Consider the following 23,558-nt stretch of genomic DNA (forward strand, 5'->3'; position numbering starts at 1 on the left):
GGAGCGGCGACGGGGCCGGGCGCGCTGCTGGCCGCCCGCCTGCCGAGCCGCTTCGGATATGGCGCTGTGCTCGTGTCCGGGGCAGCACCCGGCGACGGCGTGTTCCTGTTGGTGCCTGCACTGCGCGGCTCCTCCGCGGTGACGGTTTGCGCCCTCCTCGCGGTCAACTTCGTCTCCGGGACCTTCAGCCAGCTGGTGAATGTCACGGTCATGGCCGTCCGGCAGACGGTCACTCCGGACGGCATGCAAGGCCGCGCGGCCGCGACGATCAACTTTGTCGGCATGGGCCTGACCCCGCTCGGCTCGCTGCTCGGCGGCTTTCTCGGGGACGTGTGGGGGACACGCACCAGCCTGCTCGTAACAGCCGCAGGCATGCTGCTGTCGCCGGCCCTGATGGCCCTGTCCCCACTCGCCCGCCTGGGACGGACGCTTCCCGATCCACCAGAGACGCCGGTCCCGCGCGCGTGAGGGCTTCCAGGACCGCGAACTGCCCGTGCGGAGCACTCAGTACGTGAGTGCGTCCTCAGCGGTGCCGAAGAAACTCGTGACCTGGCCGTCGTTGACCGTGACGGGACCACCGCTGATCGACACCGTCGTAGGGCTCCCGGAGGCGGAGAGCGCCACCTCCATCTGGTCGGCGCTCTTGCCGCCCGCGGTGTCGGCGCGCGAGAACATGATCCCGGCGTAGGCGCTCTCGCCGGCCTTGAGAATCCAGTCCTTACCGTCGGGTCCCATGTGCTCGGCGGCGCCGTCGAGTTCCGGAATCGTGATCACCAGCTCGTTCGCCGGCAGCAGACAGGGGTCACTGCCCTTGTTCACAGCGGTCAGCAAGGCGTGGTTGACGGGCCTGGACGCGACGGTGACGTTGTAGCTCAAGTCGGTTGTCTCGCACATCCCTACGCCGCCGTCCTGGTCGTCGTCCGCCCCGGCCTCCGACGGCGGCGGGGTGCTGCCACCGCTGTCATCATCCGGGCCGTTGGTCGGGGGCGTGTCGGAGCCCTGGTCCGTACCAGTATTGGACGGGTTGGCTGTCGCGCTCGGAGCGGCCGTGTCCTTCTCGGCTTCGCTGTCGCATGCGGTCAGTGCCAGGATGCCGAGCGAGAGAGCGGCCAGTACGGCGGTGGTACGGCGTGAACGAGCTGCGTGAGCCATGAGAAGTCCCCCGGGAGTCGGAATGTCCCGGTGATCGTGCCGCATGGGAGAGATGCTTCCGCCTGCTCACATCGAGTGAGAGCCGTATTCGGACACGCCTGTGACACTGCGACAGCGATGCACGGCACAGTCAGCACCTCACGGTGCGGCAGCTGCGTCCGCTGCGGGACGTCAGCGGGGACCGGTCAGCGTCGGCTGGGCACCCGTGCATGGGCAGGCAGCCGGCCCGGGCGCTGGATCGGTGCCGGTTCCGGAAGGGCGGGCCAGTGATGCTCGGTGAACAGGCGGGCGACCAGCTCACCTCTGCTGGAGTCTCCGGCCTTGGCGTAGACGGTCTTGAGGTGGTGGCGGACGGTGTGCGGGGAGATGACGCCGCCCAGGCATCCCACACGGCCCAAGCGCTCCCCACACCGTGACACTGCCTCCGGAGGCCACCTGTCGGACCGGGGCGCGCCTGGCGGACCACCAGCCGTCGGCTGACTGCCAGTTCATCCTTCTGCTCTTCCGCTGCTGATGTGACCTGGTGTCAGATGGACGCCATGCCGAGAGCCATATGACGAGCCGCGGTCTGCGCGGTGGCCATCGCCCTGGCAACCATCCAAGGCTGCACCGAAAGTAATGAACCGGTCCGCGAGCTCGTTGATCGCCCAGCGATTGGCGGAGCTGTACGGCGTCACGATTGAGCACTTGGGCCCTTGGTGATCGACGAGTTGCTGCCGGGACGCGCCGGATCGGGCAGCGCCACCCCCGCGCAAATCGAGCCCATGTCCAGGTGCCTCAGAACGCGTCGACGTACACATACACCCGGTCGAAGCGGAGGGCGGCCAGGTCGGCGCGGCGGATCACCCAGTGGAAGAGGCCCGCCTCCAGCTCCTCGCAGTCGTCATCGCCGCGCCAGGTCGCCAGCAGCGTCCATTCGTCGCCGTCCGCGAGGGGCAGCGGCACGTCGTCCTGGGCCGCCTCGACAGGGTCCCAGTTGAAGAGGTTCGGCAGACCGCCGAGCTGGAAGCGCCAGCGCGGGCGCCAGCCGACCACGTGAGACCAGGCGGACTCCAGCTCGGCGGCCCGCTGCGACGACTCGTCGTCGTCCTCGTCGCGGTACGGCCACGACCACTGGTGGAAGCAGAAGTCCAGCCGCGCCGGGTGGTACGTGGCCGGGTCGCTCGGTCGCCCGGCCGACGGCGTACCGGCCGGGATGTACCGCACCGCGTCAGCGGTGACGTACCCGCTGCCCGGGTCGGGGTCGGCGAAGAACAGCAGTCGGCCCTCGGTGGGCAACGGCAGGTCCGTTGCCCCGGGCGGCAGGGCCGCGCAGTCGACGGCCGCGACGAACGCCGTCGTCGGCGCGGGGGCGCCCTCCGGCAGCGGCGGGTTCCCACCGGTCAGCGCCACCACGGGGCCGGGGCCGTCTTCCGCGAGGTAGATCGCCGGGCGGGCGGTGCGTATGTACGCCTCCACCTCGGCTGCCGGAATCCCCCGTGCGGCGGCCTCCGCGCGGAAGCGGGCGGCCCTCGCCGCCGGGGTCTCGTCAACGGTTCGCGTGTCGGTCATGGGACGACCCTAGGGCCTGCTGATCCCCTCATGTTGGCCTTCGCCTACGGCACTTGGCGGCTCACTCCGCGCGCGGACCGGCGCGTGCAGACGCAGTGTGGAGGAGTGAGGCGGCGGATGTCGTTGCAGAGCGGGCACATAGGATCGCCGGCATGGCACTGCGACCTGTTCACGTGATCATCAAGGCTCTTGATGCCTCGGCGGTCGGCCGGTTCTGGGCGGAGGCGCTCGGCTGGAGTGCGTACAGCCCTGGCGTGACGACGTACGTCGGCCCTGCCGGCGGACTCGTGTGGCCGGACCCGGTCGTCGTCGGCATCGACGTCGTGCCCGTGCCGGAACCCAAGACGACGGCCAAGAACCGTGTGCACCTCGATCTGGCCACCACCTCTGCGGCCCATCAGGCGGAGTTGGTCGCGCGCCTGAACGCTCTCGGCGCGACGCCCGCCGACGTGGGGCAGGGCGACGTGCCGTGGACGGTCCTCGCCGACCCGGAGGGCAACGAGTTCTGTGTGCTGGAACCTCGGGAGATCTACCGGGACACCGGGCCGATCGCCGCGGTGGTGGTCGACTGCGCGGATCCGCGGGCCATGGCCCGGTTCTGGGGCGAGGCGATGGACTGGACCGTGCACGAAGTCACTGACGAACAGGCGGTGTTGCGTTCCGCCAAGGGTGTCGGCCCGTACCTGGAGTTCCTCCGCACGCCCGACGTGAAGACCGTGCCAGACCGCGTCCATCTTGATCTGCTGCCGTACCCCGGCGACGACAAGGCAGCGGAGGTGGCCCGGCTGCGGGCCCTCGGCGCCGCCGACCTCGACCTCGGCCAGGGCGACGTCGCGTGGACGTGCCTGACCGACCCGGAGGGCCACGAGTTCTGCGTCCTCGCCTTGCACTGACGCGGAGTCCGGACGGTACGCCGGGTGCGACTGGGGTGCCGGGCCGCGGCCATGGGCGGGGCCCGGCGGATTGGCCGGTCGTTTCAGGCCGCCGGGGTCAGTTCGGCTTGGCCGAAGAGAAGGGCGAAGCCGGTGGGGAGTTGGGCGATGATGCGGGCGAGGAGGTCGCGGCCCGCGAGGTGGGCGACCACCTGGAGGACGGTTCCGGCGTCCCAGCGCGCGGTGGCCTGGGTGCCGCCGCTCCGGGTGGCGAGGTCCTTCACGAAGCCCCAGCCGGTGAGGTTCTGGGTGCCAGGGATCTGAGCAGTGAAGGTCCGGGCTGCCTCCAGGGGCAGTCTCGCGGCGAGTTCGACGCGTTCGTCGCCGGTCAGCTGCCGTCCCAGTGCGGCGAGCACGAGGTTGACGGCCTCCGCGGCTCGTTCGCGGGTGGGATACGCGCCTTCATACCTCACCTTCTCCAGCATCTGGTCGTAGGACATGGCGGGCGTGGGCCGGGCTGGTGCGGGCTCGGGGAACATCGGTGGCTGGATCACCTTTCTGATGGTTGAGAGGCCGGTGCTGCGGGCCGGTCACGGGGCCAGGCGCCGCGGCTCATGAGGGCGTGGAGTGGCCGGACAACGTGGAGTGGCCGGACAAGAGGTCGTAGTCAAGGGGGAGTTGGGGGAGGTCCGCCGCATGCGCCTACGCCCCGGCAGCGGTGACGACCGCCTCCCATGAACCCCAGGCTTTCCCCGTGTCGGCCGGACCGCGCGCGGAGGGGGCTGGAGGGGAGGGGGTGAGCCCTCCGCGCGCGGGGTCCGGGCATGTTGGTGCCGATGTGACCGGCGGTGCCCTGTCGTCCGACGGGCACGTCGGCTGTGGCCCTGGTCGGGCCCGCGGGTCAGCCGCTGATCTCCTTGTGCCCGGTGTCCCCGGTGCCGATCGAGATCTTGCGCGGCTTGGCGCGTTCGGCGATCGGGATGCGCAGGGTCAGGACACCTGCGTCGTAGTCGGCCTTGATGCGATCGACGTCGAGTGTGTCGGCCAGCATGACCGACCGGGAGAAGACACCGAGCGGACGCTCGGACAGCTCCATCTGTGCGTCCTCGGCCTTGGCGACCGGGCGGCGCTCCGCCTTCACGGTCAGCATGTTCCGCTCGACATCCACGTCGATGGCGTCAGCCGGGACACCCGGCAGATCCAGGGCGATCACGTACTCGTCACCCTCGCGGTACGCGTCCATCGGCATCGTGGTCGGCCGCGACCAGGTGCCGGGCGTGCCGAGGAGCTGCTGGGTAAGACGGTCGAGCTCACGGAACGGGTCAGTGCGCATCAACATCGGTGAACACCTCCAGGTTTTGTGGCGATATGTGCCAATGCGCTTCACCTGTCTCTCGTTGTAGCATGTCATCGAAACGTTGACAAGTTCGATGTCGTCGAAAGGGTGACAGCCCCTTCGCCTGGAGGAATCGTGCCGTGACCGCAGCCGACCGGACCCGAACCGACCTGCCCGAAGGCACCGGCCCCGCCTCCTTTCTCGCGGCGGCCGCAGCTTTGAGCGCCATCGACGAAGCCCTGCGCGCCGCCCACGACCAGCGAGCCGACGCGCCGCACGGCACCGACGCTGCCCCTGGTCCCGAACAGGTTCTGGCCTCTCTTCTCCTGCTGCGTGAGGTACGCGAGCGGCTCGCGGGCTGGGAGACCGACCTGATCGAGACGGCCCGGGAGGCGGGAGCGAGCTGGGCGGACCTCGCCCACCCCCTCGGCGTCACCAGCCGCCAGGCAGCGGAGCGCCGCTATCTGCGACTGCGCCCCGGAGCCGCCGGCACGACCGGTGAGCAGCGCGTGAAAGCCACGCGTGACCACCGCGCCGCCAACCGCTCCGTCACCAGCTGGGCCCGCGCGAACGCCGCAGGCCTCCGCCGCCTCGCCGGCCAGATCACAGCGCTCCCCGACCTCCCCGCCGCCGCCCACCCCACCATCAGCCGCCTGAACCAGGCCCTCGCGGACAACGACGCCGCCCGGCTCCTCGCCCCCCTCGAAGCGGCCCGCCCCCACCTCCCTTCCGCCCACGCGGACCTCGCCGCCCACATCGACACCATCACCGGCCACACCGAGCGGCTGCGCCATGCCAGCCACGAACGGCGCCGGGGTGCCGACGGCCGCTGAATCCGAACCGCGACCGCAGCCGCCGACCGGTCTTCCCGTCCGCAGAGGTCAATGGAGGGTGGGCCGGTAGATCAGCTCCTGGATGTGACCGTCGAGCGTCCGGTTCTCGATCAGCTCCAGGTCGAAGTCGGCCGCATCCCGGAAGACCGGGTCCAGCCCGGTCCGACCGGTGATGACAGGGAAGAGCGTCACCTGCAAGCGGTCGACCAGGCCGGCGGCCATCAGCGCCCTGTTCAGCGACAGGCTGCCGTGCGAGCGCAACGGCACTTCGGACTCCTCCTTGAGCCGGGCAACGACGTCGACCGCGTCACCGCTCACGACGGTCGCGTTCGGCCAGTCGAGAGGACCTTCCAGCGTTCTCGACACCACCGTTGCCGGCAGGTTTCTCATCCGCGTGACCCATGGGTCACGCACTTCGGACTCCTCGGTGCTCGACGCCAGCATCTGCGCGAACGCCCGGTACGTGTTGGCTCCGAAGACCATCCGCTGCTCCGCGCCGTACAAGTCAAGGCGGTGGGCCAGCAACTCGGGGCCCTGCTTGCCCCAGTAGCCGGTCCAGTCGCCGCCGGCGGCGCCGTAGCCGTCGAGGCTGGAAAAGACGTCGAAGGTATAGGTAGCGGTCATGGTGTCCTCCTCGGCTGCGGATGATCGGGATGGGGCAGACCGGCGATCTTCCCTGGGCGGGCTGCGGCGACCGTCGTCATACCCATCAGGACCTGGCCAGGGGGCGCCCCGCTTCAGCGGGATGGGGAATGGCTGCTGAGTCCTGCTCTGACCTCGATCATCGCCCTTGAGGTGATGCCGGGCCATTCGTCCTGCGCGACGTCTTCCGCTGCCCCTTCGGCGAGGTCGCGGAGATCGTCGGCCGCTCTCCGGCGGCGTGCCGCCAACTGGCCTCGTCCGCCCGCCGGCGCATCCGCACGGCGCGGAGCCCGGCGGGCCCGAGCGCCGACCAGGCCGGCATCGTCGGGCAGTTCAGAACAGCGTGGAGGCCAAGGACATCGCCGCGCTGATCAGCCTGCTCGCCCCCGCCGCCGTCGCGACCGCCGACGGCGGCGGGCTTGCCGTCAGCCACCTGCACCCGATCGTGGGCAGTGAGCAGATCGCGCGCGCCTACGCCACGATCGCCGTGCGTCGGGCGACCGCACCACGCTCCTGGCATGCACGGTCAACGGCCTGCCCGGCTTGGTGAGGCAGCAGGACGGCAACCTCTCGACGATGTTCGCGTTCGAGATCGCGGGCGACCGCATCAGGCGCATCTGGGCGGTCAGAAACTCCGAGCAGCTCCGTCCCTGGCGGATCAGCTGAGGTGCGATCCCAGCGTGCTCACATGTTGATCATGTGGCCGGCCAGGCCGTGCACGGCCTCCTTGACCGCCTCGCTCAGCGTGGGGTGGGCGTGCACATTGCGGGCGACCTCATGCACGGTGAGATCCCACTGTTGAGCCAGGGTCAGCTCCGGCAGCAGTTCGGTGACGTCCGGGCCGATCAGATGGCCGCCGATGAGCTCGCCGTGCGTGGCATCGCTGATGAGTTTGACGAAGCCGGTGGTGTCACCGAGGCCGTGGGACTTGCCGTTCGCGGTGAACGGGAACTTGGCCACCTTGACGTCGTAGCCGAGATCGCGGGCCTGGGCCTCGGTGTAGCCGAAGCCGGCGATCCGGGGCTGGCAGAAGATGGCCCGCGGGATCATGGCGTAGTCGAGCTCCATGGTCTCGGCGTCGGCGATGGTCTCGGCGGCGATGGTGCCCATGGCCTCGGCCGCGTGCGCGGGCATCAGCTGTGGACGCCCTTGACGCGGCCGTCGGCGACCTTGCGGCTGCGGCGGAAGGCCTCGCCGTAGTCGAAGGAGACCTGCCCGTCGACCTTGATGCCGAAGGTCTGCGCCTCATGAGTGAAGATGTGGGCCAGTTCCGCGTTGCGCAGCAGGGCCTTGGTGGGGATGCAGCCCACGTTCAGGCAGACGCCGCCCCAGTACTTCTCTTCGACGACGGCGACCCGCAGGACCAACTGGGCGGCGCGGACGGCGGCGACGTAGCCACCGGGACCGGCTCCGAGTACTACGACATCGAATCGCTCGTCCTGTTCGACCATGGGTCGCTTCTCCTCCGTCGGATGGACTGGCCTTCGCCGATAACTTGTCCCGTTCCGTCGGCCAACCCATCAAGGGACCGACCGTATGTAGGGGAGATCACCCCATTTGAGGGACCGCGGGCGGGCGTCCGCCGCTCGCGGTGGATGATGCCGGGCGCGCCGGGCATTGCCGGCCCCCGTGCTGGGTGCCTGCCCGGCATGTTCGCCCGCGGGGGCCGCAGCCGCCGAGCGCCACACATGGTGGTCAGATGGGCGGTTCCGGCATGAACGGATCGGGCCGGTGCGCCGTATCCTTACCCGATCGAGGTTCGCATTCGGCCGAATTTCTCGGTCTTCATGGGGTTTGTGCACATGGGCCATGCGTTATGCGGCCCGGGGGATGGGGGGCAACCATGATGGCGACGAGCAACACGGTGCGGACTGGCACCGTGCTTCCGGTGGACGCGGCGCGCTGGGTGATGTGGACATTTGTTCTCGTCAACGTGGCGGTCGTCGAGGCGTTGTTCCTCAGCGCCGGTGAAGGCAAGAACGACGTGCTCACGGTCGCGAAGTTCTTCGGACTGCACGCGGCCCTGCTGATCCTGTTTCAACTGCTGCTGGTGGCCCGGCTGCCGTGGCTGGACCGTCGCATCGGGATGGACCGGCTCACGGTGTGGCATCGCTGGGTCGGCTTCACTCTGCTGTGGACCGTCCTCACCCACGCCACTTTGGTGGTCCTCGGTTACGCGACACTCGACGACACATCCATGGGGAAGACGTTCGTCGCACTGAGCGGGGTTCCGGCCTCCCTGCTGGGCATGCTCGCCGCGGCCGTCATCGTCGTGATCGCCGTGATCTCCACCCGGGCCGTGCGGCGTCGACTGCAGTACGAGGTGTGGCACGGACTGCACCTGCTGCTCTACGTCGCCCTGGGCCTGGCGTTCGTCCACCAGTTGCAGGAGACGACCACGTTCACGTCCTCCGCGTTCGCCACGGCCTACTGGTGGGCTCTGTGGCTGTTCGCGTTCGGCGCGCTGCTGACCGGGCGGGTCGCCGTGCCGCTGTGGCGCAACGCCTACCACCGGTTCCGCGTTGTGGCCGTGGTGCCGGAGTCGCTGAACGCGGTCTCCGTGTACGTGACCGGACGGCACCTCGACAAGTTCCCCGCCCGGGCCGGCCAGTTCTGCATCTGGCGGTTCACCGGGCACAACCACTGGTGGATCGCCAACCCCTTCTCCCTGTCCGCGGCACCAGGCGGACAGGGACTGCGTCTGACGGCGAAGGCCGTGGGCGCCAGCAGCGCCGGCCTGCGCAACGTCCCGGCCGGCAGCCGCGCCTTCGTCGAAGGGCCGTACGGGGCCTTTACTTCGCTGCACCGGACCCGGCCCGGCGCCCTGCTGATCGCCGGCGGCGTGGGAATTACGCCCGTGCGGGCCATGCTGGAGGAAGAGACGACCGGCGATGTCGTCGTGCTGTACCGAGTGCGCAGCGAGGCCGACGCAGTGCTGCTGAACGAGGTGCGCCACCTGGTTGCGCACCAGGGCGGACGGTTGCACTTGCTCACCGGCAGGACCGGCAGGACCGGCGAGAACGGCGTCCCGCCGTTCGGCCCGAGCACTCTGCACCAGTTGGTCCCCGACATCACCGAACGCGACGTGTACGTCTGCGGCCCGCCCGCCATGACCGCGGCGGTGCTCTCCGGCCTGCGCGACTTGCAAGTCCCCTCGCGACAGGTGCACGCCGAGAGGTTCGGCCTCGCCTGACACGGAAAAGGCGGCCCGCTCGTTCAGCAGAGCGGGCCGCTGCGAAGCGCGTCTGGATACGACGGCACCCGACGGTGGGGTGCGTGCTATTTCAGGTGGGCGAAGACGACGAGGTTGTCGGTGTAGTCCTTGACGGCGCGGTCGTAGTTGCCTGCGCAGGTGATGAGGCGGATTTGGGCTTCAGGTGTGTCGGCGTAGACCCGCTTGTCGGGGAAGTCGTCCTTGGCGAAGGTCTCGACACTGTCGACGACGAAGGACGCCCTGCGTTTGTCGGCGCGTTTGACGTGGAAGACGTCTCCCTTCTTCAGATCGGCGAGGTTGGCGAAGACGGCGGGTGCGGTGGCTGTGTCGACGTGTCCGGCGACGACGGCCGTTCCCGCTTCTCCGGGGGTGGGACCTTTGGCGAACCAGCCGACGAGGTTGGTGTCGTCCGCGGGCGGCGGATTGAGTTGCCCTGAGCGGCCGATCGCCAGTTCGGTGAAGGGGGCGTCGACGAAGATCTTCGGGATGAGCAGCCGTACGGGTTTGGACCGGGGCAGGTGCTTGCGCGCGGGATGATGCGCCGGCTGGCCTGCCGGCGGCGCTGATGTGGAAGTCCGTGCGGAAGGCGGCGTGCTGGGCGTGCTGGACGACTCGTCGTCGCTGAAGACAGTCATGGCCAGCACCGTGAGGGCGAGGCCTGCCATGACCAGCACGCCGCCGCGGAAACTGGGCTGCGGCCGGGTCGTATCGGCGTCGGTGCGGGGAGAGGGACGAGTCGTCATGGGGGAGTCCACCTCACCTGGGCGGGGCAGGAATGCGGTCGGGGTAATGGGCGGCCGTGGGGCCGCCACGCGGCACGCGCGTGGCGGCCGCGGTGGCTATCGCGTCGGGCATGGTCAGGCCGCGGTGGTGGCGGTCTTGCGGCGGCGTGCCGCGTACAGGCCGGTGCCGGCGACCGCCAGGACCGCCAGCCCGCCCGCGGTCACTGTCGGCGCGTCCAGCGCGCCGCCTCCGGTGCGCATGCCGCCTTTGGGCTTGTCGTAGTCGCCCTTCCAGGAGTTCTCCTCGTTGTCACCCTTCCACGAGTCCTCCTTCTCGTCCTGCTTGCCGCTCGAGGAGTCCTCCTTCTCGTCCTGCTTGCCGCTCGAGGAGTCCTCCTTCTCGTCCTTCTTGCCGCTCCAGGAGTCCTCGCTGTCGGCCCCGTAGTCCTGGCCGTTGCCTTGGTCCTTGCTGTACGAGGAGTCCTCTTGGTCACCGTCCGGTTCGACGGCGTAGGCGGCCGGAGCGCTGAGAGCGAGGGCGGCCGATGCCGCTGCGATGGCGAGCAGTGTGCGTGCAGAACGCATCTGAGATCCCTTTCTGCCGACGGGCGGGTGGCTGACGCTGTATCAACTGGATCCGATCCCGCCTCGACGTGATCCACGGTCAGCGCGGAACCCGTCGCCCGCCACTTGGGGCGACCCGCCGGGTGACGGACCGCCGGCTGCCTGTCAGGGCGTCAGGCTTTGGCCTGACGTGTCGTGAGAAGGCCGACTGGGTCCGGTGCGGCGGGGAAGCAGGGGTGAAGCGGCGATTTTGCGTCCTGCGGCATCAGGGCCACGTGCAGGTGGTTCATGAGCCGGAGGCTGTTGCACAGCCTGGCCGACACATGCATCGCCGACCGGCTGGCGGCTTTTCTCAACTCCTGTGTGTGGATGGGCCGTATGGAAGGATGCCGTGTGTGACCGGATTGTCTTCGACGCCCGTCGCCGGGAGCAGGCCTCGCGACAACGGCCTGGGTTCCCGTGCGGCTGTCCTACTGGTGTTCACCTCTTCGGCCGCGGTCCTGGTGGTCGAGATCGTCTCTTTGCGGCTGCTGGCTCCCTACCTCGGTCTGACGCTGGAGACCAGCACCATGGTGATCGGTATCGCTCTCACCGCGATCGCCGCGGGCTCCTGGCTGGGCGGGCGCATTGCCGACCAGGTCAGCCCGCGTCGGCTCATTGGCCCCTCCCTGGGGGTGTCGGGAGCGGTGGTGGCGCTCACGCCCGTCGTGCTGCGCACGACGGCCGAGTGGGCGCCGGCGCTGCTGTTCCTGATCGCGTCGCTGACCATCCTCGTGCCGGGCGCGCTGCTTTCCGCGGTGACGCCGATCGTGACCAAGCTGCGCCTCACCAGCCTCGCCGAGACCGGAACGGTGGTCGGCCGCCTGTCCGGCGTCGGCACCATCGGCGCCATCTTCGGCACCGTTCTGACCGGCTTCGTCCTCCTGTCGCGGTTTCCGGTCAGCGGCATTTTGATCGGCCTCGGAATCCTGCTGGTGGCCGGCTCAGCGCTGGTGGAGTGGCGAACGCGCGGGTGGCTCGGTACTCCCGCCCTGACACTCGTGATCGTTGCCGGCGGCCTCGCCACCATGGTCGCGCCCGGTGGCTGCGACACGGAGACCAGGTACCACTGCGCCAGGGTCGTCGCAGACCCCGACCGGGGCAGCGGCCGCACACTCGTCCTGGACGGCTTGCGGCACTCCTACGTCGACATCGACGACCCGACCTTCCTGAAGTTCACGTACGTGCGCGCCATCGCCTCTGTCGTCGATACGGCCTTTCCCGAACGTGAGCCACTTGCTGCCTACCACGTGGGCGGCGGCGGCCTCACGTTCCCCCGTTACCTCGCGACCACGCGGCCCGGGACGCGCAGCCTCGTATCCGAGATCGACAGCGGGGTTGTGCGCATCAACCGCGAACAACTCGGTCTGAGACCACAAGCCGGTATCGACGTACGCACCGAGGACGGCCGGCTCGGCCTGCGGCGACTGGATGCCGGCAGCCAAGACCTCGTCGTCGGCGACGCCTTCGGGGGCGTCAGCGTGCCGTGGCACCTCACCACGGTGGAAGCGATGACGGACGTACGGCGGGTGCTCGACGAGGACGGCCTGTACGTTGCCAACCTCATCGATCACGGTGGCCTGGCCTTCGCGCGTGCCGAAGTAGCCACCCTCAGCGAGACCTTCGAGCACGTCGCCCTTGTCGGCGAGCCCACCGATATCGGCCTCGACCCGACGGGAACCCCCCAGGGCGGCAATCTGGTCGTGCTCGCCTCGAACCGCCCCGTCGACCTGTCCGCGACCCAGGAAGCGCTGGACGCCCGGAAGACCGGCTGGAAGATCGCGACAGGCGACGCCCTCACCTCCTGGATCGGTGACGCCCCACTCCTCACCGACGACTACGCACCCGTCGACCAGCTCCTCCAGCCCTACAGCCCACAGAGCGGCCAGTGACGGGACACACGTCCAGGCCCTCCCGGCGAATCCGAACAGGCTGCCCCCGACCTGTCCCATGAGCTTCAGCCCGCTCTGGCGCACGCCTCCGCCTCTGCCAGGTATCGCGCCACCGGGCCCAGGGTCAGCATTCCGCTGGCGGCGCCGGCGTGTTCTGCGCGGGCATCGCGCAGGGCGGTCTCGGCGCGTGCGGCGATGTTGTGTTCGTCGAGGCGGACGGCGGCGCGGGCGGTCAGGCACCACAGTGCCTCCTGCATGTGGTCGGGCGGTGGTTCGGGCACCGCGGCGAGGGCGGTGCGGGCCTGGTCGGCCTGGTTCTGGGCGAGCAGTACGAGGGGCGAGGGCTGGCCGAAGGCGCGGTACATCTTCCCGCTGCGCCATCCGGCGTCGATGGTGAACTCTCTGATCAACAACCGCCCCGATCGCGATCCGGACGCGACCGTACGCGAAGTGCGTATGTACGTCGAAGCGGTCGAGGCGGCCCGCGCCGCACTGCCCGGTCTCACCGTGCGCTACGAGGATCTGACCGAGCGGCCCGAGGCGGTCACCCGGGAGATCTGCGCGTTCCTCGGTGTGCCCTGGACAGCGCGGATGCTCGACTACAAGAAGGGCGATCACGGCCCGTTCGTGCCTTTCATCGGCGACTGGAGCGCGAACATCAAGTCCGGGAAGATCCAGAAAGCGCGACCACTGCCGGAACCGGAAGACGTTCCGGCGGCGCTGCGCGACATCACCCGCGCCTGGGGGTATCCGTGTTGAGCGACCTGACCGATGTGACGTGCCGATGTACGTGCCCGGGAGCGACGGTGTGGGTGACCGGGCCCTCGGCGGCCGACCGGCGCACCGCCGCCTACGCCCTCGCCCAACGCCTGCTGGCCGAACGGCGCCGGGTCGAGGTGCTCGACCGGGCGGGCGGCCACGACACGGATGTCGAACGCATCGGCCTGATGGCCGAGGTGCTGGCCCGCAACGGCGTCGTGGCCATCGTCCCGTGCGCCGAGGCGGGCGTGCCCGCCGTACGCATCCGCCACGACACCAGTCGTACGCGGTACGTCGAGGTGTGCGCCTTCGAGCGGGACCTCGCGGCGGATGCGGTCCAGGGCCTGCTGGCCGGGCGGGGCTGAGCCGGGTTCGTGCTGGAGGGTGTCCGGCGGCCGCGGCGCGTCAGGGGCCGGGGGCGGCGGCCTCGCCCTGGATCACACGGGGCGGTGCTCCCCGTCCGCTTCCCGGTCCTCCTTCATCGCCCGGCTCTCCGCCTTGAGGATGCGCGCCGCCTTGCCCGCGGAACGAGCCAGCTCGGGCCCTTTCTTGGCGGCGAGCACGGCGATGACGACGATGAGAATGACCGCGAGTTCGGTGAGTCCGAACATGTCGCTTCCCGCCGCGTCAGACGTTGACGCCGAAGTCGGAGGCGATCCCGGCCAGCCCGGAGGCGTAGCCCTGGCCGACCGCACGGAACTTCCACTCCGCGCCGTTGCGGTAGAGCTCGCCGAAGACCATCGCGGTCTCGGTGGCCGCGTCCTCGGACAGGTCGTAGCGGGCGATCTCGGCGCCGCCTGCCTGGTTGACCACGCGGATGAAGGCGCCCCGGACCTGGCCGAAGCTCTGGCCGCGGTTCTCGGCGTCGTGGATGGAGACCGGGAAGACGATCCGGTCGACTTCGGCGGGCACGCCCGCGAGGTTCACCTTGACGACCTCGTCGTCGCCTTCGCCCTCACCGGTGAGGTTGTCGCCGGTGTGCTCGACGGAGCCGTCCGGGCTGGTGAGGTTGTTGTAGAAGACGAAGTGCCGATCGGACAGGACCTTGCCGGCCGCGTCGAGCAGCAGGGCCGAAGCGTCCAGGTCGTAGTCGGTGCCCGTCGTGGTGCGCACGTCCCAGCCCAGGCCGACCAGTACCGCGGTCAGACCCGGCGCCTCCTTGCTGAGCGAGACGTTGCCGCCCTTGGACAGAGAAACACCCACTGTTTCCTCCTGGTTGAGATACCGGTTCCGTCCCAGCAGAATCTACAGCATTGTAGAAAAGGCGGACGGTGTGATCCGGAGTGGGAGGTCTTCGGGTGGCACCCGGTGTCCTTACGATGGACCGCCCGTGAAGTGCGCGGCAGCGGAAGGGAGACGGGGCGTGACGGATCACCGGCGTCCCCGGCGACGGGGGCAGGGCGAGCTGGAGGTACAGGTCCTCGCGGCCCTGCGAGAGGCGGACGGACCGGCGACCGCGGGCTGGGTGCAGGAGTGGCTCGGCGGCGACCTCGCCTATACGACGGTGATCACGATCCTGACCCGGTTGCTGGCCAAGGGCGCGGTGACCCGGGAGCGTGCCGGCCGGTCGTTCGTGTGGACGCCGGCCTCGGACGAGGCCGGGCTGGCCGCGCGGAAGATGCGCAAGGTACTGGACGCCGAGCAGGACCGCGAGGCGGTACTGGCCAGCTTCGTCACCGCCCTCGACCCCGAAGACGAGCGGCTCCTGCGTGACCTGCTGGGTCAGCCGAAGGACGAAGGGGAAGGCTGAGGCCTCATGGGGGTGTTCGTCTTCCTGCCGCTGGTACTCCCCCTCACGGCCTGGCCGATCGCGCGGCTGGCCGAGCACCGTCTGCATCCGCGCGTCGCGACCCGCCTGCTGACGGGTGTCGCCGGGGTGATGGCGCTGTGCAGCACGGTGTGCCTGGGGCTGCTGATGGTGGTCGGCACCGCGCAACTGCCCGGCAACCCGCTGCCGGACGGCTGGTCGGACCCGGAAGTGCGCGAGGCCGTCCCGTACGACGAGGTGGCGGGCAGGGCGGCCATTCCAGCCCTGCTCGCCGTGGCTCTGATGTGCGGCCGGACGCTGTGGCGGCACGGCCGGGTACGCCGCCGCGCCCACCAGGCCCTCGCCGGGCTGCCCGCCACGGAGGTCGCGGTGCTGCCCGACGGCGTGCCGTACGCGTACGCCCTGCCCGGAGGCGCCCGCGACCGGATCGTCGTCACCACGGCCCTGCTGGCCGGTCTCCAACCCGCCGAGCGGCGCGCCCTGTTCGCTCACGAACGGGCCCACCTCGCCGCCCGTCACCACCGCTTCCTCCTGATCGCGCAACTCGCGGCGCGTGCCAATCCCTTCCTGCGGCCATTGCGTACGGCGGTTGCCTGCACGACCGAGCGGTGGGCGGACGAGGAGGCGGCCCGCGCCCTCGGCGACCGCCGGAGCGTGGCGCGCGCGATCGGCAGGGCGGCACTGGTCTCCCGCGGTACGCCGGTCCCCGCACTCGCGGGCTTCGCCTCGCCCGGACCGGTGCCGCGTCGGGTGGCGGCCCTGCTGGGACCCGCTCCCGCGACACGTACCTGGCCCTCGGTGTTCACCGCGGTGGGCGTGGCCGCGTGGACGGCGGCCGCGGGAACGGCCGTGTCCGCACTGTCGTCCGCCAACTCGGCGGTGACGATGGCCCTCATCCTGTACGCGGCGACGCCGCTCTGACCCAGGACCGGGGTCAGAGCGGCGTCGCCGCGTGCAGGGAGTGCTCACGGGTCGAACTCGTGCGGCGGCAGGTCCAGAGCGCAGCACGCCTCGCGGGCCACGGCCTGCTCGGTCGGCTTGAAGTCGCAGTCGGCGCCTGCGATCACGATCCGCCATGCTCGCGTCGCGGAAGCGCGGAACATCGGGGAGGGCCCGTACGTTCTCTACAATCGAGTAGAACCATAGAGCGGCTTACATCCACCCGACGTACCGAAAAGGAGCCAGAGTCCCGCAATGGGTGAGCCTCCCAGTACCAGCCGTGCCAAGCCCTGCCCAGGCCACAGACCTGAGGGAACGGGGGTGGCACGGTGACCGAGGTCCTGCTGCTCCTGCTGGCCTTCCTCCTCACACTGGCCTGCGCGCTGTTCGTCGCGGCCGAGTTCTCCCTGACCACGGTCGAGCGCGGTGACCTGGAGCGTGCCGCCGAGGCGGGCGAGCGCGGCGCCGAGGGCGCGCTGAAGGCCGTACGCCGACTGACCGTCCAGCTCTCCGGCGCCCAACTCGGCATCACCGTCACCTCGCTGGTGATCGGCATGCTCGCCGAGCCGTCGCTCGCGGCGCTGCTGCGCGGCCCGCTGGAGGCGATCGGCCTCGGCGGCGCCGCATCCACCGTCGCGACCGTCCTGGGCGTGGCCGTGTCCACCGTGGCGCTGATGGTGGTCGGCGAGCTGGTCCCCAAGAACTGGGCGATCTCCCGTCCGCTGGCCGTCGCCAAGGTGGTCGCCGGCCCGCAGCGCGGCTTCACGGCCGCCTTCGGCCCCTTCATCCGGCACCTGAACAACACCGCGAACCGTGCCGTCCGCCGCTTCGGTCTGGAGCCCGCCGAGGAACTGGCCTCCGCCCGCAGCCCCGAGGAACTGGTCGCGCTCGCGGAGCACTCTGCCGCCGAGGGAACGCTGGAAGCGGACTCCGCCGAACTCTTCGTACGGACCCTCCACCTCGGCGAGCTGACCGCGGAGAACGTGATGACCCCGCGCGTCGACGTCAAGGCCCTCGAAGCGCACGCCACGGCTGCCGACGCCGCGAACCTCACCCACGCCACCGGCCTGTCCCGCTTCCCCGTCTACCGCGACAGCCTGGACGAGGTCATCGGCACCGTCCACATCCGTGACGTACTCGCCCTGGCCCCGGAGAAGCGCGCGGACACCCCCGTCACCGAGCTTGCCACCCCGCCCCTCCGCGTTCCCGACAGCCTCACCGCCGACCGGCTGCTGGAGCGTCTGCGCTCCACCCGCACCATGGCCGTGATCATCGACGAGTACGGTGGCACGGCCGGCGTAGCGACGATGGAGGACATCGTCGAGGAGGTCGTCGGCGAGGTCCGCGACGAGCACGACCCCCTCGAAGTGCCCGACCTGCTGCCCGCCCAGCCGGCCGCGGACGGCCACGCGGCATGGGAGGCGGACGGCTCCGTACGCATCGACCAGCTCACCGCGATAGGACTCACCGCACCCGAGGGCCCGTTCGAGACCGTGGCAGGCCTCGTCGCCACCCGCCTCGGGCGCATCCCCGCCAAGGGCGACGTCCTGGACCTGGACGACGGCTGGCGCCTCGACGTCCTCGACGTCGATCACCACCGCGCCGACCGCGTCCTCATCACCGAACCGGCCCGAGTGCCGGCCCCGGCGGGGGAGGAGTTCCGATGACCGTCCTGCAGCTCACCATCGCCGCCCTCACCCTGCTGACCAACGCCTTCTTCGTCGGCGCCGAGTTCGCGCTGATCTCCGTACGCCGCAGCCAGATCGAGCCGCGCGCGAAGGAGGGCAACACCCGCGCCCGGATGACCATGTGGGCCCTGGAACACCTCTCCGCGATGATGGCCACCGCCCAACTCGGCATCACCGTCTCCTCGCTGGCGCTGGGCGCCGTTGCCGAACCGGCCATCGCGCACCTGCTGGAACCCGGCTTCGAGGCAGCCCGCATTCCGCACGGCCTGGTGTACCCGATCGCGTTCGTCATCGCGCTGACCGTGGCGACATACCTGCACATGCTGATCGGCGAGATGGTCCCGAAGAACATCGCCCTCGCGGCACCGGTTCCCACCGCGCTGCTGCTGGGCCCGCCGCTGGTGGCCCTCACCCGTGCCCTGCGGCCGGTCGTGTTCGGGATCAACGCCTTCGCCAACGCCCTGCTGAAGCTGCTGCGGGTCGAGCCGAAGGACGAGGTGGAGTCGGTCTTCACCGACGACCAGCTCGCCCGTATGGTCGTCGACTCCAGTGCGGCAGGCCTGCTCTCGCCCGCCGACGGCGAACGGCTGCGCGACGCACTGGAGCTGGGCACCCGACCGGTCGGCGAAATCCTCGTCCCCTCGCAGCAGATGCGCACCGTCGACCACACCGTCACCCCGGCCGAACTCGAACGGACAGCCGCCGCCGCGGGCTACTCCCGCTTCCCGGTCACCGGACCGAACGGCACTCTGCTGGGCTACCTGCACATCAAGGACACCCTCGGCGTCACCGACCGCGACCGGCCCTTCCCGAGCGGTGCCCTGCACCCGGTCACCCGGGTCCGTATCGACACCCCGCTGGACGACACCCTCACCGCCCTGCGTGCCGACGGCAGCCACCTTGCCGCAGTCACCGGCGAGACCGGCGCCGTCCTCGGCTTCGTCACGATGGAGGACGTCCTCTCCGAGCTGGTGGGCCCGGCACCCGCCGCAGCATGAGCGCCGGACCGCCGGGGGCGGGGCCTGTGCGAGCATCCAGCCCTCGAATACATGCACGAGAGGTGCCGGGTACCGCGGGCCCATTCCGTTCCCCGGGAAGAGCGCGATCGCGTGCACGTGACTGACTGGTGCGGTCGTGGCTACTTGCGAGTAGGCTCCTGATCCGTTGTCAGGATTCAGCACCGCCCTGAAGCCAGGAGGACGCGTGGCCGACGACACGCTGACGGATTTCGCCCGGGAGCCGTTCACACACGAGGGCCGGTCGCATGTCGTGCTGCGCTCCGGGACCGGCCCGGCCGTGATCGTCATGGCGGAGATTCCGGGCATCACTCCCAAGGTCGCCCAGTTCGCGCGGCGGGTCCGCGACATAGGCTGCACGGTGGTTCTGCCGGACCTGTTCGGCGTCGCCGGACGTGATCCCGATCCGAAGACCCATGGGCGGACCGGAGCGGCGATGACAGGCCTGCGCGCTGCCGCCCACATCTGCGTGAGTCGCGAGTTCACCATGCTCGCGGCGGGCCGCACCTCACCCGTGGTCACGTGGCTGCGGGCACTCGCGGTCCGCGAGCACGAGCGGTGCGGCGGCCCGGGCGTCGGCGCGCTCGGCATGTGCTTCACCGGCGGCTACGCCCTCGCCATGGCCACCGACGAACGCCTCCTCGCGCCCGTGCTCTGCCAGCCCTCCCTCCCGCTCGCCGTCACCGCGAGAAAGCGCCGCTCCCTCGACATCTCCCCGAGTGACCTGCGCACCGTCCAGCAGCGCTGCGAAGCGGGCCTGACCGTGCTCGGCCTACGCTTCCGCGGCGACCGGATCGCCCCCGCCGAACGCTTCGCACTGCTACGGGAAAAGCTCGGCAAGGCGTTCGTCGGGATCGAACTCGACGACACGGCGGCGAACCCCGACGGGCGGCTTTCCCCGCACTCGGTTCTCACGGAGCATCTGATCGACGAACCCGGCCAGCCCACCCGCCAGGCGCTCGACCAGGTCCTTGACCACTTCCGCGCCCGACTGCTCCAACTTCCCGATCCTGCATAGGAGTTCGTGACCGCTCGGCCGCGGTGACGAACAGCGCCAGCCGTCCAGTCCGTCCGGTCCCGGGCCGCCGAGGACGCTGCGCGTACGCTCGTGTCTCGGTAACAGCCCCATGGCAAGGAACACGACATGCCCAGGTGGATCCATACACTCCGTCAGGCTGGCATCACCGAGCCGGACTTGACGGCGGCGTACGGTCAACAGCGTGTACTCATCCGGCGATTCAAGGTCGAGGAGTATGTGGCGGTCCGACTCCTCCTGCCGACGCGCCTGCACCCCGCGGTGATCGCCGCGACCGCCTTCATGCACGAGACGGACCAGCGCATCGACACCGGCACAAGCGATGCCCGCAGGAAAGCGCTGGAAGAGTGGGGGACCGCCGCACTGAAGGCAGTCGACGGCGAGCCCGCCACCGATGCGACTCTGAGCGCCCTCGGGGACGCGGCCATGCGTCATCCGCGGCTGAAGCGGCGGGTTGAGGCATTCCTGCAGGGAGCGCGACACGAGGTGGACTACGCCGGGTTCGGCACTGAGGACGAACTTCAGGTCTATGTCGATGGGTACTCCCTGCCCGCCTTCATGCTCGTGGCGTGTCTGCTGGAGCAGGAGAACAGTGCGGAAGCCGCCGCGTTCGAGAGCCGCTGCCGTGACCTCATTGAGGCGATGCAGCGCGTCGACTTCCTCGATGATGTGGCTGAGGACGCGACGCAGGGCCATGTCGGTCTCCCGGTCGAGGAGTTGGAGCGTCACGGACTGTCCGTCGAGGGCCTTCGGGCGCCCACGGGAGCAGTCCGTGCGGGGCTTGAGCAACTGGTCCGTGAGCAGGCGGAACTGGCGCATGCGCGGCTGACCGCGAGTCGGCCACTGGTGAATCTGGTGCCACCGCATACGCGCCCCTTCATCACCGCCATGGTGCAGGTACAGGAACTCCGGCTCCGCGCAGTCCGCCGGAAGGGCGGCGGCCTGGCTGACGGAGGCGCTCGACCGGCACTGCCCGCCCTGCTGGGGGTGTTGGCGCGTCAGTACCGTGCCGCACGGCGGACGCGGTAGGCACTGGGCACCGTCGGCCAGGCTGACTTGCAGGGCCCTCGACGTCATGTAGGCCCTTGGTCGCGGTGTGAACCGGCCGGGGTGAATGGCCGGAGTTCACCCTGGGCGCGTCCCAGGTGGCTTCCTACGATGCACTCGCCCCGGCTCTTCACAGAAACTTCATTGGTTGTCCACACGATCAAACTGGGGAGAGCCCGGCGCATTCACCCCCCACCGATCCGAGCCAAGGGGAGAGACCATGACAGGTGGGCTGTTCCTGAGCGGCGCTGCTGCCGTTCTCACCGCCGCCGTGCTGCCCGCGCACAACCCGTCCACCGGGTTCGTCGACCCGCCCCCGGACAAGATCGTCATCAAGGTCGCCACCGTGAACGGCTCGGGCTGCCCAGCGGGCACCGCAGCCGTCGCCGTCTCCGAGGACAACACCGCCTTCACCGTGACCTACAGCGACTACCTTGCCCAGGCCGGGGGCAACTCGGCCCCCACGGCCTTCCGCAAGAACTGCCAGCTGAACCTGATCGTCCACGTCCCACAGGGCTTCACGTACGCCATCGCCAGCGCCGACTACCGGGGCTTCGCCTCACTCCAGCCGGGCGCCAGCGCCGTCCAGCGGGCCTCGTACTACTTCCAGGGATCGTCGCAGACGGCGTTCATCAACCACCCCTTCGCCGGCGCCTACAACGACAACTGGCAGGCCACGGACGTCACCGATTGGGCGCAACTCGTCTGGGCACCCTGCGGGGTCCAGCGCAACTTCAACATCAACACGGAGATCCGCGTCAACGCGGGCACGTCCTCGCCGGACAAGGTCAGCTTCATGACGATGGACTCGACCGACGGCGACATCAGCACCGTTTACCACGTGGCCTGGAAGGAGTGCCCTGGTAGGTGAGTGAGGGGCCGCCCGCCGAGCGGGCGGCCCTGACCCGGGGCCGTCGTCCTCAAAGCCCGCTGACCTTGTCGCTTGCGGAGAGTTCGTACACGAGGGTGACCGTGCGGCGGCCGCCAGGTGGTAGGGCGATGTCCCAGCGGGCGATGCCTTCGTCGTCGACCGCGTCGGGGAGAGGGGAACACTCCTGCTCGCGCAGCCGTACGTCGACTGCCGAGACTTCGGAGACCGGTATCCGTTCCCGCAGCACGACGGCCTGATCGCCCTCCGCTCCCGGAGCGGAGAAGCGGGACAGGTGCAGGCGTACCGTGTGGGTGACGGTGGTCCGCTGGGTCATGGTCGTGGTGTCGCGGGACTCCTCGGCGTACCGCAGCACGCGGTAGTCGTCGTGGCTGCCGAAAGCGAGCTCGACCGGCCCGCCGGGGACGGTGAAATCCAGTGTTCCGCGGCCGCTGAAACCGCTGCCGCGCACCAGGTCCACAGGACCGGCGAGCAGCGCGTGGCCGGAGGAATTGTCGAACCGCACCACCTGGGTCACCAGCGGGGACAGTTCGGGGGAGCAGGCGTACTCGCTGCCGGCGGGCGTCGCGACGGAGGAGAGCGGAATGCGGTGGGCGCGTCCGTCGGCCGGGACCGAGACGGGTACGGGAGCGCGCAGCACCCTGGTTTCACCGCCGTCGTCCACGCCGGGCAGGCCGAGCACGGGGGCCGGGCCGAGGTCGGCGATCTCCTGTTCGCGCACCTCCACCTCGACCGTGCGCCGCTCGGCGGGGGAGCGGTCGGTCAGCGTCAGGCGGTCCTCGGTGAGGCGCGGCGGCTCGTTCGCCGAGGCCGAGCGGGCCGTCGACAGCGTCAGGGTGACGTCGGACCAGTCCTCGCCGGTGCGCTGCCAGACCATGGCGTCCGTCTGCAGAGTCACGGTGTCCTCGTCGAGCACAGCTCGGTAGGCAGGGCGCCACAGCGCACAGGGGACGAGGTGGGTCAGCCGTAGCCGTGCCTGTCCCGCGGCTGCGGACCGCACGGTCAGCTCCACATGGCCGAGCAGCTCGGCGGGTTGCTGCTCGGACAGCAGGATGGCGTGTTCGGTCTCCTGGAGTTCGGTGGCCAGGACCGCCAGCCGGGCCTGCGCGGCGCGCAACTGCTCGCCGTACGCGTCGCGTTCGTCGTCCACGCGGTCGAGTTCCTCGGTCCAGCGAGTCATGTCCGTCTCGCCCGTACCGGCGCCTTCGCCGATCTCGCGCAGGAGGTCGGTGGCGAGCCGGCCCAGCAGGTCGAGGCGGGCGCGCAGCCGGTCGGTTCGCTGTTCCAGCGTGAGCCGCTCCTCTTCCACAGCGTGTACGCGCAGGCGCAGAGCCGAGTCGTCGGCGGTCGGCAGCGGCCCGCGCGGTGTCCAGGCGCGGACGATTCTGGCGTCGAGGACGCTTGTCCGATGGTCGGCGGTCAGCTCGGCGTGCAGCGTGCGGTCGACGGCCAGCGCACTGACTGGTCCGAGGCGCAGCCGTTGCACGCCGGCTCGCAGGTCGAGGGCGAGGGTGCGTTCGGCCTGGGCGCGGTCTTCCAGGCAGGTGACCGCGGTGACAGGGGCGGGGATCAGTTCCGGATCCGTGGGCATGGTGGGTG

26 protein-coding genes and 4 pseudogenes are annotated in these 23,558 nt (G+C 70.1%); 16 read left to right on the top strand and 14 right to left on the bottom strand.

What is annotated here, in order from left to right:
- Window positions 1–3: 3 nt before the first annotated feature.
- A pseudogene (locus RMT89_RS04930) lies at window positions 4–468 on the top strand (MFS transporter); the annotation flags it as partial.
- 36 nt (window positions 469–504) lie between these two features.
- Here the strand turns inward: RMT89_RS04930 and RMT89_RS04935 are convergent.
- The 3 genes from RMT89_RS04935 to RMT89_RS04945 form a co-directional block, all read right to left on the bottom strand.
- Complete coding sequence (locus tag RMT89_RS04935) at window positions 505–1,152, bottom strand: DUF4232 domain-containing protein (protein ID WP_315882663.1); 648 nt, start codon at window positions 1,150–1,152, stop codon at window positions 505–507.
- A gap of 185 nt (window positions 1,153–1,337) precedes the next feature.
- Window positions 1,338–1,550, bottom strand: a complete 213-nt coding sequence (locus RMT89_RS04940; protein ID WP_315882664.1) for a hypothetical protein — start codon at window positions 1,548–1,550, stop codon at window positions 1,338–1,340.
- Window positions 1,551–1,929: 379 nt separating this feature from the next.
- Entirely contained in the window at window positions 1,930–2,703 is a 774-nt protein-coding gene (locus RMT89_RS04945; protein WP_315882665.1) for a DUF1963 domain-containing protein, read from the bottom strand.
- A 152-nt stretch (window positions 2,704–2,855) separates the two neighbouring features.
- Between RMT89_RS04945 and RMT89_RS04950 the strand changes: the two genes are divergently transcribed.
- Entirely contained in the window at window positions 2,856–3,596 is a 741-nt protein-coding gene (locus RMT89_RS04950; RefSeq protein WP_315882666.1) for a VOC family protein, read from the top strand.
- A gap of 83 nt (window positions 3,597–3,679) precedes the next feature.
- Here the strand turns inward: RMT89_RS04950 and RMT89_RS04955 are convergent, their stop codons facing one another.
- Both RMT89_RS04955 and RMT89_RS04960 read right to left on the bottom strand, forming a co-directional pair.
- Window positions 3,680–4,114: a DUF2267 domain-containing protein gene (locus tag RMT89_RS04955; RefSeq protein WP_315882702.1), complete on the bottom strand. Its 435-nt coding sequence runs from the start codon at window positions 4,112–4,114 to the stop codon at window positions 3,680–3,682.
- 362 nt (window positions 4,115–4,476) lie between these two features.
- On the bottom strand, window positions 4,477–4,914 hold the full coding sequence (locus RMT89_RS04960; RefSeq protein WP_315882667.1) for an Hsp20/alpha crystallin family protein: 438 nt from the start codon (window positions 4,912–4,914) through the stop codon (window positions 4,477–4,479).
- 137 nt (window positions 4,915–5,051) lie between these two features.
- On the opposite strand from RMT89_RS04960, the gene RMT89_RS04965 reads away from it, so the two are divergent.
- Complete coding sequence (locus RMT89_RS04965) at window positions 5,052–5,744, top strand: type III effector protein (protein ID WP_315882668.1); 693 nt, start codon at window positions 5,052–5,054, stop codon at window positions 5,742–5,744.
- 48 nt (window positions 5,745–5,792) lie between these two features.
- Here the strand turns inward: RMT89_RS04965 and RMT89_RS04970 are convergent, their stop codons facing one another.
- A complete protein-coding gene (locus RMT89_RS04970) occupies window positions 5,793–6,368 on the bottom strand; it encodes a dihydrofolate reductase family protein (protein WP_315882669.1) in 576 nt (191 codons plus the stop codon).
- A gap of 361 nt (window positions 6,369–6,729) precedes the next feature.
- Here RMT89_RS04970 and RMT89_RS04975 point away from each other — a divergent pair, with 361 nt between their 5' ends.
- Window positions 6,730–6,936 carry a hypothetical protein gene (locus RMT89_RS04975; RefSeq protein ID WP_315882670.1) on the top strand — a complete coding sequence of 69 codons (207 nt, stop codon included), beginning with the start codon at window positions 6,730–6,732 and terminating at the stop codon, window positions 6,934–6,936.
- The gene (locus tag RMT89_RS04980; RefSeq protein ID WP_315882671.1) at window positions 6,930–7,052 is read left to right on the top strand and encodes a hypothetical protein; all 123 of its coding nucleotides are present in this window, start codon (window positions 6,930–6,932) and stop codon (window positions 7,050–7,052) included. Before RMT89_RS04975 ends, RMT89_RS04980 begins: the two co-directional genes overlap by 7 nt.
- A gap of 18 nt (window positions 7,053–7,070) precedes the next feature.
- Here the strand turns inward: RMT89_RS04980 and RMT89_RS04985 are convergent.
- A pseudogene (locus RMT89_RS04985) lies at window positions 7,071–7,837 on the bottom strand (FAD-dependent oxidoreductase).
- A 392-nt stretch (window positions 7,838–8,229) separates the two neighbouring features.
- On the opposite strand from RMT89_RS04985, the gene RMT89_RS04990 reads away from it, so the two are divergent.
- Window positions 8,230–9,579, top strand: coding sequence for a ferredoxin reductase family protein (locus RMT89_RS04990; RefSeq protein ID WP_315882672.1), 1,350 nt, complete (start codon window positions 8,230–8,232; stop codon window positions 9,577–9,579).
- An 86-nt stretch (window positions 9,580–9,665) separates the two neighbouring features.
- Here the strand turns inward: RMT89_RS04990 and RMT89_RS04995 are convergent, their stop codons facing one another.
- Entirely contained in the window at window positions 9,666–10,343 is a 678-nt protein-coding gene (locus tag RMT89_RS04995) for a class F sortase (protein WP_315882673.1), read from the bottom strand.
- 114 nt (window positions 10,344–10,457) lie between these two features.
- A complete protein-coding gene (locus RMT89_RS05000) occupies window positions 10,458–10,907 on the bottom strand; it encodes a hypothetical protein (RefSeq protein WP_315882674.1) in 450 nt (149 codons plus the stop codon).
- A gap of 365 nt (window positions 10,908–11,272) precedes the next feature.
- Here RMT89_RS05000 and RMT89_RS05005 point away from each other — a divergent pair, with 365 nt between their 5' ends.
- A complete protein-coding gene (locus tag RMT89_RS05005; RefSeq protein ID WP_315882675.1) occupies window positions 11,273–12,817 on the top strand; it encodes a fused MFS/spermidine synthase in 1,545 nt (514 codons plus the stop codon).
- Window positions 12,818–12,882: 65 nt separating this feature from the next.
- On the opposite strand, the pseudogene RMT89_RS05010 reads toward RMT89_RS05005, so the two are convergent.
- Window positions 12,883–13,155, bottom strand: a pseudogene (locus tag RMT89_RS05010) (SARP family transcriptional regulator); the annotation flags it as partial.
- Between the two features lie 52 nt (window positions 13,156–13,207).
- Between RMT89_RS05010 and RMT89_RS05015 the strand changes: the two are divergent.
- Together RMT89_RS05015 and RMT89_RS05020 are read left to right on the top strand one after the other, a co-directional pair.
- Entirely contained in the window at window positions 13,208–13,576 is a 369-nt protein-coding gene (locus tag RMT89_RS05015) for a sulfotransferase (protein WP_315882676.1), read from the top strand.
- 53 nt (window positions 13,577–13,629) lie between these two features.
- On the top strand, window positions 13,630–13,941 hold the full coding sequence (locus tag RMT89_RS05020) for a hypothetical protein (RefSeq protein WP_315882677.1): 312 nt from the start codon (window positions 13,630–13,632) through the stop codon (window positions 13,939–13,941).
- A 72-nt stretch (window positions 13,942–14,013) separates the two neighbouring features.
- Here RMT89_RS05020 and RMT89_RS05025 read toward each other — a convergent pair whose 3' ends face one another.
- Both RMT89_RS05025 and RMT89_RS05030 read right to left on the bottom strand, forming a co-directional pair.
- Window positions 14,014–14,187, bottom strand: a complete 174-nt coding sequence (locus RMT89_RS05025; protein WP_315882678.1) for a twin-arginine translocase TatA/TatE family subunit — start codon at window positions 14,185–14,187, stop codon at window positions 14,014–14,016.
- Between the two features lie 16 nt (window positions 14,188–14,203).
- Window positions 14,204–14,779 carry a TerD family protein gene (locus RMT89_RS05030; RefSeq protein ID WP_315882679.1) on the bottom strand — a complete coding sequence of 192 codons (576 nt, stop codon included), beginning with the start codon at window positions 14,777–14,779 and terminating at the stop codon, window positions 14,204–14,206.
- Between the two features lie 160 nt (window positions 14,780–14,939).
- Between RMT89_RS05030 and RMT89_RS05035 the strand changes: the two genes are divergently transcribed.
- A complete protein-coding gene (locus RMT89_RS05035) occupies window positions 14,940–15,326 on the top strand; it encodes a BlaI/MecI/CopY family transcriptional regulator (protein ID WP_315882680.1) in 387 nt (128 codons plus the stop codon).
- A 6-nt stretch (window positions 15,327–15,332) separates the two neighbouring features.
- Window positions 15,333–16,265, top strand: a complete 933-nt coding sequence (locus RMT89_RS05040) for a M56 family metallopeptidase (RefSeq protein WP_315882681.1) — start codon at window positions 15,333–15,335, stop codon at window positions 16,263–16,265.
- 44 nt (window positions 16,266–16,309) lie between these two features.
- Here RMT89_RS05040 and RMT89_RS05045 read toward each other — a convergent pair.
- Window positions 16,310–16,414, bottom strand: a pseudogene (locus RMT89_RS05045) (TerB family tellurite resistance protein); the annotation flags it as partial.
- 198 nt (window positions 16,415–16,612) lie between these two features.
- Here RMT89_RS05045 and RMT89_RS05050 point away from each other — a divergent pair.
- The 5 genes from RMT89_RS05050 (at window position 16,613) to RMT89_RS05070 (ending at window position 21,941) form a co-directional block, all read left to right on the top strand.
- Entirely contained in the window at window positions 16,613–17,950 is a 1,338-nt protein-coding gene (locus tag RMT89_RS05050; RefSeq protein ID WP_315882682.1) for a hemolysin family protein, read from the top strand.
- Window positions 17,947–18,969 carry a hemolysin family protein gene (locus RMT89_RS05055; protein ID WP_315882683.1) on the top strand — a complete coding sequence of 341 codons (1,023 nt, stop codon included), beginning with the start codon at window positions 17,947–17,949 and terminating at the stop codon, window positions 18,967–18,969. Before RMT89_RS05050 ends, RMT89_RS05055 begins: the two co-directional genes overlap by 4 nt.
- Before the next feature lie 205 nt (window positions 18,970–19,174).
- The gene (locus RMT89_RS05060) at window positions 19,175–20,005 is read left to right on the top strand and encodes a dienelactone hydrolase family protein (protein WP_315882684.1); all 831 of its coding nucleotides are present in this window, start codon (window positions 19,175–19,177) and stop codon (window positions 20,003–20,005) included.
- A 126-nt stretch (window positions 20,006–20,131) separates the two neighbouring features.
- On the top strand, window positions 20,132–21,052 hold the full coding sequence (locus RMT89_RS05065; RefSeq protein WP_315882685.1) for a squalene/phytoene synthase family protein: 921 nt from the start codon (window positions 20,132–20,134) through the stop codon (window positions 21,050–21,052).
- 238 nt (window positions 21,053–21,290) lie between these two features.
- Window positions 21,291–21,941, top strand: coding sequence for a DUF4360 domain-containing protein (locus RMT89_RS05070; protein ID WP_315882686.1), 651 nt, complete (start codon window positions 21,291–21,293; stop codon window positions 21,939–21,941).
- A 49-nt stretch (window positions 21,942–21,990) separates the two neighbouring features.
- Here the strand turns inward: RMT89_RS05070 and RMT89_RS05075 are convergent, their stop codons facing one another.
- Window positions 21,991–23,550, bottom strand: a complete 1,560-nt coding sequence (locus RMT89_RS05075; protein WP_315882687.1) for a mucoidy inhibitor MuiA family protein — start codon at window positions 23,548–23,550, stop codon at window positions 21,991–21,993.
- Between the last annotated feature and the right edge of the window lie 8 nt (window positions 23,551–23,558).

Source organism: Streptomyces sp. P17 (assembly GCF_032436805.1).
In the GTDB taxonomy this organism is placed as follows: Bacteria; Actinomycetota; Actinomycetes; order Streptomycetales; family Streptomycetaceae; genus Streptomyces.

What these genes read in the sequence shown, in the direction of transcription:
- RMT89_RS04935 (WP_315882663.1), bottom strand. Translation starts at nt 1,152, where the DNA reads ATGGCTCACGCAGCTCGTTCACGCCGTACCACCGCCGTACTGGCCGCT.
- RMT89_RS04945 (WP_315882665.1), bottom strand. Translation starts at nt 2,703, where the DNA reads ATGACCGACACGCGAACCGTTGACGAGACCCCGGCGGCGAGGGCCGCC.
- RMT89_RS04950 (WP_315882666.1), top strand. Translation starts at nt 2,856, where the DNA reads ATGGCACTGCGACCTGTTCACGTGATCATCAAGGCTCTTGATGCCTCG.
- RMT89_RS04955 (WP_315882702.1), bottom strand. Translation starts at nt 4,114, where the DNA reads ATGTTCCCCGAGCCCGCACCAGCCCGGCCCACGCCCGCCATGTCCTAC.
- RMT89_RS04960 (WP_315882667.1), bottom strand. Translation starts at nt 4,914, where the DNA reads ATGTTGATGCGCACTGACCCGTTCCGTGAGCTCGACCGTCTTACCCAG.
- RMT89_RS04970 (WP_315882669.1), bottom strand. Translation starts at nt 6,368, where the DNA reads ATGACCGCTACCTATACCTTCGACGTCTTTTCCAGCCTCGACGGCTAC.
- RMT89_RS04990 (WP_315882672.1), top strand. Translation starts at nt 8,230, where the DNA reads ATGATGGCGACGAGCAACACGGTGCGGACTGGCACCGTGCTTCCGGTG.
- RMT89_RS04995 (WP_315882673.1), bottom strand. Translation starts at nt 10,343, where the DNA reads ATGACGACTCGTCCCTCTCCCCGCACCGACGCCGATACGACCCGGCCG.
- RMT89_RS05000 (WP_315882674.1), bottom strand. Translation starts at nt 10,907, where the DNA reads ATGCGTTCTGCACGCACACTGCTCGCCATCGCAGCGGCATCGGCCGCC.
- RMT89_RS05005 (WP_315882675.1), top strand. Translation starts at nt 11,273, where the DNA reads ATGCCGTGTGTGACCGGATTGTCTTCGACGCCCGTCGCCGGGAGCAGG.
- RMT89_RS05015 (WP_315882676.1), top strand. Translation starts at nt 13,208, where the DNA reads ATGGTGAACTCTCTGATCAACAACCGCCCCGATCGCGATCCGGACGCG.
- RMT89_RS05025 (WP_315882678.1), bottom strand. Translation starts at nt 14,187, where the DNA reads ATGTTCGGACTCACCGAACTCGCGGTCATTCTCATCGTCGTCATCGCC.
- RMT89_RS05040 (WP_315882681.1), top strand. Translation starts at nt 15,333, where the DNA reads ATGGGGGTGTTCGTCTTCCTGCCGCTGGTACTCCCCCTCACGGCCTGG.
- RMT89_RS05055 (WP_315882683.1), top strand. Translation starts at nt 17,947, where the DNA reads ATGACCGTCCTGCAGCTCACCATCGCCGCCCTCACCCTGCTGACCAAC.
- RMT89_RS05065 (WP_315882685.1), top strand. Translation starts at nt 20,132, where the DNA reads ATGCCCAGGTGGATCCATACACTCCGTCAGGCTGGCATCACCGAGCCG.
- RMT89_RS05070 (WP_315882686.1), top strand. Translation starts at nt 21,291, where the DNA reads ATGACAGGTGGGCTGTTCCTGAGCGGCGCTGCTGCCGTTCTCACCGCC.
- RMT89_RS05075 (WP_315882687.1), bottom strand. Translation starts at nt 23,550, where the DNA reads ATGCCCACGGATCCGGAACTGATCCCCGCCCCTGTCACCGCGGTCACC.